Origin of the sequence: Enterococcus sulfureus ATCC 49903, assembly GCF_000407605.1 — a bacterium.
In the GTDB taxonomy this organism is placed as follows: Bacteria; Bacillota; Bacilli; order Lactobacillales; family Enterococcaceae; genus Enterococcus_G; species Enterococcus_G sulfureus.
On the sequence record NZ_ASWO01000001.1, the window covers coordinates 309087 to 322623 of the forward strand.

At 38.7% G+C, this 13537-nt stretch carries 13 protein-coding genes; 3 read left to right on the plus strand and 10 right to left on the minus strand.

All coding sequences use genetic code 11. The features are described from left to right. Positions 1-2: 2 nt before the first annotated feature. A complete protein-coding gene (gnd, locus tag I573_RS01440; RefSeq protein WP_016184787.1) occupies positions 3-917 on the minus strand; it encodes a phosphogluconate dehydrogenase (NAD(+)-dependent, decarboxylating) in 915 nt (304 codons plus the stop codon). 534 nt (positions 918-1451) lie between these two features. On the opposite strand from gnd, the gene I573_RS01445 reads away from it, so the two are divergent. After that, positions 1452-2750: a trypsin-like serine protease gene (locus I573_RS01445; RefSeq protein ID WP_016184788.1), complete on the plus strand. Its 1299-nt coding sequence runs from the start codon at positions 1452-1454 to the stop codon at positions 2748-2750. A gap of 33 nt (positions 2751-2783) precedes the next feature. Here the strand turns inward: I573_RS01445 and I573_RS01450 are convergent, their stop codons facing one another. The 7 genes from I573_RS01450 to I573_RS01480 all read right to left on the minus strand — a co-directional run bounded on the left by I573_RS01450 (position 2784) and on the right by I573_RS01480 (position 8170). After that, positions 2784-3611, minus strand: coding sequence for a VanW family protein (locus I573_RS01450; protein ID WP_016184789.1), 828 nt, complete (start codon positions 3609-3611; stop codon positions 2784-2786). A 104-nt stretch (positions 3612-3715) separates the two neighbouring features. Next, positions 3716-4105: a tautomerase family protein gene (locus tag I573_RS01455; RefSeq protein WP_016184790.1), complete on the minus strand. Its 390-nt coding sequence runs from the start codon at positions 4103-4105 to the stop codon at positions 3716-3718. 75 nt (positions 4106-4180) lie between these two features. After that, positions 4181-5194 (minus strand): YeiH family protein, encoded by a 1014-nt coding sequence (locus tag I573_RS01460; RefSeq protein WP_016184791.1) that lies wholly within the window; start codon positions 5192-5194, stop codon positions 4181-4183. After that, complete coding sequence (locus tag I573_RS01465) at positions 5187-5831, minus strand: SGNH/GDSL hydrolase family protein (RefSeq protein WP_016184792.1); 645 nt, start codon at positions 5829-5831, stop codon at positions 5187-5189. The genes I573_RS01460 and I573_RS01465 overlap by 8 nt, the downstream gene beginning before the upstream one ends. Before the next feature lie 91 nt (positions 5832-5922). Continuing rightward, positions 5923-6216 carry a rhodanese-like domain-containing protein gene (locus I573_RS01470; protein ID WP_016184793.1) on the minus strand — a complete coding sequence of 98 codons (294 nt, stop codon included), beginning with the start codon at positions 6214-6216 and terminating at the stop codon, positions 5923-5925. Beyond that, positions 6209-7858 (minus strand): FAD-dependent oxidoreductase, encoded by a 1650-nt coding sequence (locus I573_RS01475; protein ID WP_016184794.1) that lies wholly within the window; start codon positions 7856-7858, stop codon positions 6209-6211. Before I573_RS01475 ends, I573_RS01470 begins: the two co-directional genes overlap by 8 nt. Continuing rightward, a complete protein-coding gene (locus I573_RS01480; RefSeq protein ID WP_016184795.1) occupies positions 7859-8170 on the minus strand; it encodes a rhodanese-like domain-containing protein in 312 nt (103 codons plus the stop codon). It lies immediately after the preceding gene. A 175-nt stretch (positions 8171-8345) separates the two neighbouring features. Here I573_RS01480 and I573_RS01485 point away from each other — a divergent pair, with 175 nt between their 5' ends. Further along, a complete protein-coding gene (locus tag I573_RS01485) occupies positions 8346-8615 on the plus strand; it encodes a metal-sensitive transcriptional regulator (protein WP_016184796.1) in 270 nt (89 codons plus the stop codon). Positions 8616-8791: 176 nt separating this feature from the next. Next, positions 8792-10165: an amino acid permease gene (locus I573_RS01490; RefSeq protein ID WP_016184797.1), complete on the plus strand. Its 1374-nt coding sequence runs from the start codon at positions 8792-8794 to the stop codon at positions 10163-10165. Between the two features lie 41 nt (positions 10166-10206). On the opposite strand, the gene I573_RS01495 is transcribed toward I573_RS01490, so the two are convergent. Next, on the minus strand, positions 10207-11613 hold the full coding sequence (locus I573_RS01495) for a glycoside hydrolase family 1 protein (RefSeq protein ID WP_016184798.1): 1407 nt from the start codon (positions 11611-11613) through the stop codon (positions 10207-10209). Between the two features lie 6 nt (positions 11614-11619). After that, positions 11620-13482, minus strand: coding sequence for a beta-glucoside-specific PTS transporter subunit IIABC (locus I573_RS01500; protein WP_016184799.1), 1863 nt, complete (start codon positions 13480-13482; stop codon positions 11620-11622). Positions 13483-13537 lie beyond the last annotated feature (55 nt).

The following is a 13537-nucleotide window of genomic DNA, read 5'->3' on the forward strand; positions in this document are numbered from 1 at the left end:
CCTTAAATGGATCTGTCTACTGGTGCTCTATGACTATCATGGCCCCCAAAGCCATTACGTAGCGCTGAAACAACTTTAGCTGAAAATGGTTCAGGTTCTTGTGAAAGATTTCGGGCAAACAAACTTAATGCAATAACGGGAACAGAAAGATTCATTTCAAGTGCCGTTTCGACAGTCCATTTGGCTTCACCTGAAGCGGCGACAACTGGGCTAAATTCGGTCAATTCTGGATCATTTTTAAATTGCATCTCCATCAGCTCCATTAACCAACTTCGAATGACAGAACCATGATTCCACACTTTCGCAACTTGTGTTAAATCAAAATCATAATCGCTTTTTTGTACCACTTGAAATCCTTCTCCAATAGCTTGCATCATGCCATATTCAATGCCATTGTGGACCATCTTCAAAAAGTGACCGCTTCCATTTTCACCTGTATAAAGATATCCATCTTGACAAGCGAGATCTCGAAATAATGGCTCTAATTCTTGAAATGTTTCTTGATTGCCACCAATCATGAGACAAGCATTGTTCCGAGCACCACTGATACCTCCAGAAGTTCCACAGTCCAAATACCCTAACTGTTTTGTTGAAAATAATTCGGCTCGACGGATCGAATCTTTATAAAATGAATTTCCCCCTTCAATCACGATATCGTTTTCATCCAATTCCTCACTCAATGTCAGGACGATTTTTTCTGTGATCTCTCCTGCTGGCAACATCAGCCAGATGACACGTTGGTTCGTAAATGAGGCTAAAAATAATGGCAATGTCTCAAATGTTGGAATACCTTTTGCTTGAATCGCTTCACAGACTGTTGGTGAAGTATCCATTCCTCTAACCGCATATCCTTGGTCATGTAAATTCGAGGCGATATTCGCCCCCATTTTTCCTAAACCAATAATCCCGATCTCCACGTGATCCCCTCCTCGTTTATATACTCATTATACAAAAAAAACTTTTATTGTAAACGTTAACAAAAAAACTTTTTTCGATAATTATGGATTCTATAACTAAATATCCTACGTAAAGAAAACGTTTTATTTTATTGAGAATACCTCATTATGCTTTGTATGCCTTTTTAAATGTGTATCGGTTTCCATACTGCTAAAAAAATAAATGACACGTTCTTCCTCTATAAAATAATGAAAAAAACGGTTTAAATTATTTTTTTGTATCCTATACGCACTTTTTCATTCGTTATTTTTTTCACTAATTAAAGCGCACTAAAATCAAAAAAAATTGAACCTCAACTATAAGATTTATTTTGTGAAAAAAATTGAAAAACCCTCTTAAAAATGCTATAAATTAAGTGAAATATAGATAATGAATTTTATATAATCATAATTATTTTAATAAAAATAATTAGCTATCTGAGTAAAAAAAGCTTTAATTTGTTTTAAATTGAACAAATACGATTTGTTGCTCCGCTTTGAAAGGAGGCGTTAAAGATGTCGAGATATTCTCAAGTCAAATGGCTCGGATTATTTAGTTTTCTTTTTATTCTATTCACTGTTTCTACAGTTGTTGCAGATGACCAAATGATGATTACAACCAGTCAACATGAAACCTATTACTTACCTGAATCTGCTGCCACTTCTTTGCCTCCTCAAATCGGAACATTGATCACTGATGATACTATGACCCTAACGCCTCCAACTGGACTAGATGGAAGTCTACTTTATCCTTTACAAGAAAACGCGTCTTCAATAGCAGAGAGTATACTAGCAACTGATGAGCGCACGCACATCACAAATACAGCGACATACCCTTATAGTGCAACTGTATTTATTACCGCAACCTTTTCAAATGGAGCTACTTACATTGGAAGTGGCGCAATGGTATCAAGCGATGGTGTATTAACAGCTGGGCATATGATCTATAGCGCAGCCAATGGTGGTTGGGCTACAAATGTAACGATTTACCCAGGTCTAAACGGAACAACAGCTCCTTTTGGTAGTGCAAAATCGATAAAATTATTTTCTGTGACGGAGTGGACAAATAAACAAGACCCCACACAAGATATCGGTTTGATTCGTTTGGACCGTCCGATTGGATATAAGACCGGATGGTTTGGTCTTTCTACATCAGCTACTCCTAATGAAACAGTTCAGACAACTGGTTTTCCAGCTGAAAAAGGTGAAACGATGTGGAAATCAACTGGTAAGATCGATACGATTGAAAATAGTCGGATCTACTATGATCTTGATACAACTAGCGGTCAAAGTGGCAGCCCAGTTTATAATGCTAATCGAACTCTTTTAGCGACACATACCTATGGCGGAAGCCAAGTAAATTTTGGCACTCGTATCAATAGTACGGTTTTAGCTTGGATCGAATCTGATACGCATCATTATGTTGCGAATTTTCGATTGTATAATCGAAATTCTGGAGAACATTTTTTTACTACAAATGCGACTGAATATCAGGCCTTAGTGAATTTAGGTTGGCGTGCTGAAGGTGTTGCATGGTTTGCTGCAGCAACAGGAGACGAGGTCTATAGACTATATAATCCGAATTCTGGAAAACATTTTTATACAAAATCTGTAACTGAAAAACAGTACCTTGTACGTCTTGGTTGGCATGATGAAGGTGTTGCCTATCATGTAGTGGCTAATGGTATTCCTGTTTACCGTTTGTACAACAAAAATGATGGAAGACATTTTTATACCAGTAGTTTGTATGAACGCAATAGTCTCGTCCAATTAGGTTGGCGCGCTGAAGGCGTTGCATGGTATGGTTTAGGATAAAAAAAGACTTCGAGCGAGTTGCTCGAAGTCTTTTTAAGCGAGTACTTTTACTTCTAGATCAGAGGTGTCATACATGACTTTTGCATGATTTTTTTTGATCAATGTTTTAGCTACTTCATTTCCTGTTTTTTTATCAATAACACGTTGATAGATTTCACTATTGCGGTAAACGATTCCTGCTTCTTCACTAAAAAACTCATTTTCAACTTGGATATGGTATTTGTAGTCTAACGGTCGTTCTGAACGAATTTCACCATATAAATATTTTTCATCGACATAGGTAATCAATTGGAACGTTTGATCCGTGTTATTTTTAAAACGGTAATCAAAATAATTATACACGATCGAAGTTCCTGTCCCAAAAGGCACTTTACGACCAAAATCAGGGAACATATCTACCCCATCATGATGATGATGTTCTACGATCTCAAGTGGTGTATGCAGTACCATCCAGTGGATCAAATTCGTAAACTGGCACATACCACCACCGATTCCAGAACTCGTTTCTTCTTCACGACCAACTGTCAACCCTTCTTTATATCCTAACTTCGCACTACATTCTCCAACTAATTGCCAAAATGAGAATGTTTCACCCGGTTGAATCGTAATATGATTTACTTTAGGTGTAGATAAAGCAAGATTGATGGCTTTATTATCTTGTAAATCACTACGAACATTTCCTAATTTACGTCGAATCAAGGAATTATGCTTGTAAACCACATTAGGAAGGACATCTTCACGAAACGTATGCGCAAATCGGTGTTCCGATTTACGATCGCGGATTTTTTTTAATAAAATATTTTTCTTGACTGAAATTTGATACGTAAAGGGTGAGATCTCACAAAATAATTTTCTAGGCATATAGTCACTCTTTTCTTCTTTGATTCTTTAAGTTTAACATAATTATTATTTACTGATACGAAAAACAAGGATTTTTGTAAGTCTATACAAAAATCCTTGTGTAGTTATAGATCACCGGTTAAAAACTGTGCTTCACCAAATCCAAACGACCAATCTGCATCACTATTCTCAAAAATCGAGATCAACACATCTTTACCTTGAATCCCTAATTCTTGTTCTAATTGTGTGACGACGCCTTTATAAAATTTAACTTTATCTTCTTTGGCACGCGGTCGACTAAACACTTGAATCGAAATACGATTTGCAGTTCGCTCAAAACCTAAACCTGTATCTTCCAAAATCAATTCATCTTGACTATGTCGTGATAAAATCTGATAACGATCACCTTTAGGAACTTTAAAAACATCGACTACTTGATGATGGATCACATCTAAAATTTGTCTTGTCGTCTCTTTTGTAAAGGCTTCTGTCACATCTACTCGAATTAATGGCATCACGATCGCTCCTTGTCATTTAATGCATTTAGTTTACCATATTTTCAAAAAAAACATAGTAAAATTCCTTTTGTTTTACACTGGAAACACAACTAAAAACAAGAGAGCTGTTACAGTTTGGACTCCACCTACAGAAAGACCATAAAACAAGAATCTTGGACCTTCTTTGATAAAACGACGTAGATCCAAACGCAATCCAATCGCAGCTAACGCAGTTGTTTCAAACCACGTACTTAAGAAATGTGCGACGGCTTCAAAGCTAGAAGGTAACGTAATAAAACTGTTCAAGATACACACGATCAAAAATCCTGTCACATACCAAGGAATTGGAAATTTTTTCGTACGTTTTTTTATTTTTGCTTCAGTTGCATGAGAGGTAGCAGTAGCTTGCGCCATTTTTTCAAATATAGCAACTACAACGACTAATAAGATGATACGCAAAATCTTGAACAACATCGCGTATTGCACAACTGATGGATCGATCAGACTTGCTCCAGCGACCACTTGTCCAACCGATTGCAAGGTCCCGCCAATCAGCGCACCTTGAGCCAATACATCTTTAGGGAAAAAACTCGTTCCTAAAAACGGTAGCGTCAACATCATGATCGTTCCTAATAAATTCACCAATGTAATGATCTGTCCTTTTTCTTGATCATCGGCTTTGATGGCTGGTGCAATCGCTCCGATAGCAGATGATCCACAAACTGCATTTCCCCCTGCCATCATCATACTCATTTTGCGATTAAATTTAAATGCACCACCTAGATAAAGCGTACTTATAATGACAACGGTCATCATCACAAATACAAAAATAAATCCTCGAACGCCTAGTTGCGCAATCGTTTGAAACGTTACGGTAAATCCTAGTAATACAACAGAATATTCTAATAACCGGCTTTCTGAAAATTTTGTTCCTGCTTGAAGTATCGGTTGTTTAAAAACCGTATTTCCTAAAACGATCCCAAGTAAGATCGCAATCGTTGCGCCACCTAATGTCGGAAAAAGCAAAGCAAGGCTTTTAGCTAAGATCGCTACACCCACAGACAACCCTAACCCAGGTAAAATTTTTTGAATCTCTGTTTTAGTCATAAGGCACCAACTCGATTTTTTCAATAATTTTTTGTGCGATCACATAATGACCAGCTGCCGTGGGATGTACCCCATCATCGCCTGTATAATAGCGGGCAGTCGTTTCTAGTGCAAGTTGTGTAAAATAGCCATCTAATGCGATAAATTCACATGAAAATTCTTGAGCGAGTTTGCGGATCACTTGGATTTTAGGATCAAGAGACACACGCCAAGCTGCACGATCTTGTGGTTCGTGAAGTAAGAACGGTTCTAAAATCAGAATATTTGACGTTATCGCTTGCATACGTGTCAATAATTCACGGTATTCTTTTTCAAATCGAATCGTTTGCTTGAGATCAGCAAAATCTGCATCGTCTACATGATGCCAAACATCATTGATTCCAATCAATAAGATGATTGCATCCGGCTTTAACGCGTCACAGTCTGAATCAAAACGTTCGATCAAGTCTTGAATTTGATCGCCACTGATCCCACGATTGATACACGTTAGTTCATAAGTAGGCGCCATAGCTTGTAGTGTCGCATTTACGATAAAAGGAAATCCTTTACCTAGATCCAAAGCATTTGATCGATCACGTCCAGCATCCGTGATACTATCTCCAAAAAATAAAATACGTTGTCGTTTTTCTAGTTTCATACATATCCTCCTTTATCCTCTTCGTGTCTATTCTAGCACTCCTTTAAGCGTAAAAAAAGAAGATCTCTATTCAAGATCTTCTTTTTACTTACTACTCTAATTTTCCTTTATATGCAGATGTTCCACCCATCACATTGATCACATCAAGTCCTTGATCAGCTAAATATTCACAGGCTTTAGCAGAGCGACCACCTGATTGACAGATGACATAGTATTCTTTTTCGGGATCTAGTGTCGCACTTTGTTGCGCGAGTTCACTTAGGGGTTGATTGATTGCAGTAGGCACATGACCATTTGCATATTCATCGCGTTCTCTTACATCGATAACGTTGAGTCCTTTTTTTAATTCTTGGTCAAATTCTGGCATTGAGATTGATCTATACATAGTCTATTTCCTCCGGTTTCACTGTTTGATAAAGCGCAAAGGCGCCATCTAAATTTTTAACGTGTAGTCTTGCTTGTTTTAGCATACGCTCTGCAATATAACTACGTAATCCACTATGACAGCTTACGATATAGTCTTTTGTTTTGTCTAATGTTTCGATTTTTTCACGCAACTCATCTAACGGGATCTCAAGCGCATGTGGAAATCGGCCATTCGCAAATTCACTAGGATTACGCACATCAAGTAATACTGCACCATTTTTTACTTCACTAGCTAACTCATACCATTGAATCGACTCACTGATCCCTTCAAGTTGATTCATCGCCACGTATCCTAGCATATTGATTGGATCTTTTGCCGATCCAAATGGCGGCGCATACGTAAATTCTAACTCAGGCAGATCAAATACGGTCAACTTGCCTTTGATTGCTGTGGCTAAACTGTCGATTCGTTTATCTACTCCTTTTTGTCCGATACCTTGTGCCCCATAAATGACGCCAGTTTCCGCATCAAAAATTAGTTTTAATGTAATATCTGTTGCTCCTGGAAAATACCCCGCATGGTCTTTTCCAGTAACATGTACGACCTTAGTTGCAAATCCTGCAAGTTTCGCTTGGCGTTCACTTAGCCCCGTCGAAGCAGCTGTTTGATCAAATACACGTACGATCGCCGTTCCAATGCTTCCTTGATTTTTACGCTGCAATCCTGAAAGGACATCGGCAACTTGACGGCCTTGACGATTTGCTGGTGACGCTAGCGAGATCAAGGCATCTGCACCTGTAATTTGATTTTTGACGATGATCGCATCCCCAACGGCATAAATATCAGCTTGGCTTGTTTGATAATCTTCATCGACTAGAATACCACCGCGCATCCCTAATTGAACACCCACATCTTTTGCTAAGTCACTTGCAGGGACGACACCTACTGATAAGAGCGTTAGATCCGTATTTAGTTGTTTGCCTGACGCCAGTTCAATAAGGCGACCTTTTTCTAAAAAGGCGACTGCCGAATCTGAGGTCAATACGGTCACGCCTTGTTTTTCTAGTTCCTTCTTGATATAAGCTGCCATTTCTTCATCTAATGGTGGCAATACATGGGGAGCTTGTTCCACTAAGGTCACTTTGATACCACGTTTGTGTAGATTTTCTGCCATTTCCAGACCGATAAATCCAGCTCCGATTACGACTGCTTCTTTTGTTTCATCGGTGATTCCGCTCATCAATTGATCTAAGTCAGGAACATTACGCAAACTATAGACATGTTCAGCTGTAGTTATGCCTTCAATTGGTGGAATAAATGGCTTTGCACCTGGAGATAAAATCAATTTATCGTAACGTTCTGTAAATGTTTCTTCACCATGACGCACCAGTACCGTATGCTCGATTGGATCGATTTTGAGTACTTCATGCTCTGGCCGAACATCAAGATCAAAACGTGATTTTAGATTTTTTGGTGTTTGAACCAATAACTTATCGCGTGAATCGATTTCACCTGATACATAGTATGGCAATCCACAATTAGCAAACGAAACGTAAGGACCTTTTTCGAATACAATAATTTCGGCTTGTTCATTTAATCGACGTAAACGAGTGGCAGCTGACATCCCGCCGGCTACGCCTCCTACAATAATGACTTTCATTTATTTCCCTCCAATTACTTTTCCAGACCATTGATTCATACCCCCACGGATATTCGTTACATCATAGCCTTTTTTCTTTAGTTGTTTGGCTGCTTGCTTACTGCGCATGCCAGATTGACAGATCACATAAAGTTCGTTTCGATTGCCTTCGTACTGCGCAATTTTACTCAAGGGGACGTTTTTAGCTTGACGGATATGTCCTGATTTAAATTCATTAGGACTACGAACATCGAGTAGTACCACCTGATTCAAATTTTGGTTTGCAAGTTCAGTCGTTGAGATACTCTTAACTTTAGTAAATAATGAGAACATTTATTTCCTCCTCTAATCACTTTTAAAATACCTTATAGGGTATTTATAAACTATTCTACTTTTTCTGTCAATCAATGTGATCAGCTCAATAAATCCTTTGAGTGAATAAAATTTTTGACTTCTATACATAGGTGGGTATAATCATAAAAGAACGAATAGAAAGGTGGAACGCCTCATGAAAGTCACTCCTGAAGAACAACGAAAAATTTTGAATCGTCTAAAACGAACTGAAGGCCAATTGCGCGGCATTCAAAAAATGATCGAAGATGAAAAAGAATGCATCGACGTGATTACTCAGCTAAGTGCGGTACGTTCAAGCATCGACCGTACGATGGGATTGATCGTCGCTGAAAATTTAAAAGCTTGTTTGGAACAACCAGCAGACGATCCTAGCGAACAAAATGCTAAAATCCAACAAGCGATTCAAATGATTATGAAAAAATAATGTTATTTTCGTGAAAATGAAATAGCGATAGATATCCTATGATAACAGTTGATACACATGTTATTTTTAACTCTATTTTCGTTGTCTTTTCAATTACTATGAAAGATATCACTTGTAATTTCTGAGAAATAGATTAAAATATAATTATTGTACTTTTTTTAAGATAGGATGATAAGATGACAGAAGAAAAAAAATCTCTCGATCGGGGATTAAAAAATCGTCACGTGCAATTGATTGCACTAGGTGGCGCGATCGGAACAGGACTTTTCCTTGGATCAGGACGTTCGATCCAATTAGCTGGACCATCGATTTTAATTGCATATGCTGCTGTGGGAGCGATGTGCTTTTTGATCATGCGTGCACTAGGGGAATTGTTACTGTCAGATACTTCAAAACACTCATTTATTGACTTTATTGCCAAATATCTTGGTGTTAAAGCAGCGTTCGTAACGGGTTGGACCTATTGGTTTTGCTGGGTCTCGATCGCAATGGCTGATTTGACTGCGACTGGAACATATGTCCGGTATTGGTTTCCCTCAATCCCTGCTTGGTTACCTGAAGTTATTATTTTAGCTTTATTGATTGGATTGAATCTCGTTGCCGTTGCACTGTTTGGCGAATTAGAATTTTGGTTTTCATTGATTAAAGTAATCGCGATCATCGCCTTGATCGTAACGGGTATCGTTTTGATGATCATCGGGTTTAAAACCTCTAAAGGAACGGTGAGTTTAAGTAATATCTGGAGCTATGGTGGCTTTTTCCCAACTGGTGCAAGTGGCTTTTTAAAATCCTTCCAGATGGCGACATTTGCCTTTGTAGGGATCGAATTAGTCGGCTTAGTTGCAGGTGAAACTAAGGATCCGGAAACGGTAATTCCAAAAGCGATCAATAGCTTACCGATCCGTGTGTTACTGTTTTATATCGGTGCCTTGGCTGTGATCATGTCGATCTATCCATGGAATTCATTAAATGCTGATCAAAGTCCTTTCGTAGAAGTCTTTGCGGATATCGGCGTAGCGGCTGCGGCAACGATCGTCAATTTAGTCGTGTTAAGTTCAGCAGCTTCAGCTTGTAACTCAGCGATTTACTCTACTGGACGTATGTTGCATTCGCTATCACGAGAAGGAAATGCACCAAGCCGTTATTCAAAATTAACTCGTCATTATGTACCTGCGGCGGCGATTTTCTTTTCTAGTGCCGTTATCTTGATTGCGGTCATTTTGAATTTCTTTATGCCGTCACAAGTCTTTACGTTGATTACAAGTATCTCAACGATTTGTTTCTTGTTTATCTGGTTTATGATCGTCTTTGCTCATTTTAAATACCGTCAATCAGAAAAACAAAAAGCAAAAGGGAAACCAAAAGAAAAACGCAAATTTCCAATGCCTCTATTTCCTTATACTAGTTATTTGATCGTGGCCTTCTTAGCATTTATCGTTTTTGTATTGTTCTTACAAGGCGAAACCAGACAAGCCTTGTTCTTTGTTCCAATATGGTTCATTGCTTTACTGGTGATCTTCGAATGGAAAATCAAACCTAAATTTAAATAAACAAAAACCCGAATCGAGTCTTCGATTCGGGTTTTTTATTCTTAAAGTTTTGTACCATTACTATGGATTACTTGTTGGTACCAATAGTAACTATCTTTTTTGATTCGACGTAATTCTTTCTCATCCTCGTCTGTACGATCAATGTAGATAAAACCGTAACGTTTTTTAAACCCTTGATGAGAACTTAAAAGGTCCATTACCGACCATGGGCAGTATCCAAATAACTCAACACCATCTTCAATCGCTAAACGACACGCTTCGATATGTTGACGTAAATAGTCGATACGGTAATCGTCATGCACTTTATCATCTGCGGTTAATTCATCCGCAGTGCCTAGTCCATTTTCCGTAATAATCATCGGTAAGCGGTATTTTTCATAGTACTCATTTAACACTAAACGTAGTCCCATTGGATCGATCTGAGCGCCATACGTCGATGCTACCAAATTAGGATTGGTTTCGTGTTTGAAGTAGCCATAAAGATCAAAATCGATCTCATTGACTTTTGTTCCAAATGGATGGGCTTCATCTTCTGGCAGATGACTGACAACGAGTGTCCGATAGTAATTCACCGCTAAATAATCAGGTTTTGCAGCTTTTAAAACGGCTTCATCTTCTGCTTCTCGTTGCGGTGCAATGTTTGCTTTTTCTAAATAATGTTCATAATATCCAGGATATCGGCCATACGTGTACATTTCTAACGCATAATTTGTTTTAAAGTTATCATTCATCCGCGCAGCCCAAACATCTTCAGGACGATTCGAAGCCGGATACGTCATGGTAGACGAAACAGCTGGCCCAATCTTACTATCTGGAAGAAGTTCATGACAAAGATTCGTAACGCGAGCATGTGCAACAAACATATTGTAATCCATCTGTGCGCGTACCTTTTCGATTTCTTCGACGGGTACTTCATACATATTCATCCGTTCTGGTACACGAATCATTAAGTTTTGTTCATTGTTGATCTGCCAGTAATGTACTTTGCTACCAAATTCTTGAAAACAGATTTTTGCATAACGTGTAAAAGCGTCGATACAACGACGATCTGCCCATCCGTTGTATTGTTCCACTAGTGCATAAGGCAAATCAAAATGATACAGCGTGACCATTGGTTCGATATTGTGGGCAAGTAATGTATCGACGACATGATGATAAAAATCAAGACCCGCTTGATTGACGTTCCCATCACCATCTGGAATGATTCGTGCCCATGAAAATGAAAATCGATAGGTCTTCATTCCGAGTTCTTGCATCAATAGGATATCTTCTTCAACATGATGATAAAAATCACTAGCCGTCGTGGTATCCGCTTGTAGATGTGCTCGCTTTTGGGCATTATGGTCGGCTACCGTTTTGCCTTTCCCATCTGTTGCAAATGCACCTTCGATTTGAAATGCTGAGGAAGAAGCTCCCCATAAAAAATTATCTGGAAATTGTGTGTTCATAATAGCCTACTTTCTAACAGTTAATGCAATATCTGTCGTGTTTACTTGTGTTTGTTCTGGTAATTCGATCATTGAAAAATCTTGTGTATTCGTCACAATCACGATCACTGTCTCATCATATCCTGCTTCTCTAATAACTGGCATGTCTACATGCAATAAAGCCTCTCCTCGTTTCACTAGATCTCCTTGTTTGACCAATGCTTCAAAGCCTTGTCCATTTAATTCTAGTGTATCGATCCCTACATGGATCAACAACTCTACTCCGCTAGCTAATTTCAATCCAATTGCATGACGTGTTGGTGCTAAAGTCATGACTTCTGCATTTTCTGGAGCATAAATCGTGGTTTTATCATGATTGGCTTTGATTCCAAACCCTTTACCCATCGCGCCACTAGCAAATACTTCATCTGGTAAAGTAGACAGGGCTACAACTGTTCCGCTAGTTGGGGTCAATAAATCGACTGCCTCATCACTAGCTAAGATACGATCTGCCATATCTTCTTCAGGAATATCTTCAAAACCTAAGATTACAGTCAATAAACATGAACCAAAAAAGGCGATCGCAATTCCTAAAAGATAGCATACGAAGGCTTTGGTACCCGCACCTGCATAAACCGGAATCGTTAGTAAACCTTGATTAGCAAAAGCCGTTCCATATGATCCACCCCATCCCATCAAGGCCCCACCTAATGCACCACTAATCACGGCATAGATCATTGGTGTTTTCAAGCGTAAGTTCGTTCCGTAGATCGCAGGTTCTGTGATCCCAAACAACGCCGTGACGGTAGCAGAAGCCGCTACCGTTTTTAATCCTTTATTCTTAGAACGTAAAAAGACTCCAAATGCGGCGCCGGCTTGTGAGAAATTGGCAGCGCCGGCAAAAGCTAATAGATTTTGTCGACCGGTTTGGGCAACATCGTTGATCCCGATTGGAATAATCGCGCGATGTGCACCAAAAATAACCAAGACACACCAAATTCCACCAATAAAACCACCAAGTAAAATCGGACTAATTCCCATTAGTTGATAATATGCCCAGTTGATCGCTTCTCCAATGTAGATCCCGATCGGTCCAAACACAATCAGTGTAGCTGGGACCATAACTAGCAATGAAAATGTCGGCACTAAAATAATTTTCAGTACTTGTGGAATCACACGGTCAAAGAAACGTTGTACATATGCCAAACAAAATACCGCAATCAAAATCGGAATCACCGAAGACGTATAACTTGCTTTGGTTAGATTTAATCCAAATAATGTAACAGCTCCTTCTCCTGTCATCAATGTGACGATCGCAGGGTAGCAAAGAGTTGCCCCAATGATCATTGCAATAAACTCATTTGTTTTAAATACTTTAGCTGCAGCATAACCTAAAAAGATCGGCAAGAAATAAAATAATGCATCAGATGCTGCTAATAAAATAACATAAGTAGTATTTGTCGTGATATCCGTATTATAAAATGATTTCATGATCATCACAACTACAGCTAAAATCCCTTTTAACATTCCAGATGCGGCGATCGCCGGAATAACTGGCGTAAAAATAGCGGCCACGGTATTTAAAATCTTCGTCCCGATTTTTTCTTTCTCCTTCGATGATTCTGGAGTATTTTTTTGAGTTGATAGCATCGGTTCTAATTCTTGAAATACTTTATCTACATCTTTTTTTAGGACTACTTGATATTGACCATTGCTTTTGACTACCGATAAGACATAAGGTAGCGCTTCTAGTTCGGTCTTTTTTGCTTGTTGCTCATCATCTAAATAAAAGCGTAATCGTGTAAAACAATGCGTAACTTCTTTGATATTTGAACTTCCCCCAACGAGTTTCAAAATCGTCTGTGCTTGTTCTTGATATGTATGTTCCATTTTTTCCCCTCTTTTCTTTAACTGTTAACTGTTCTATCATACTAAACCTTGGTCA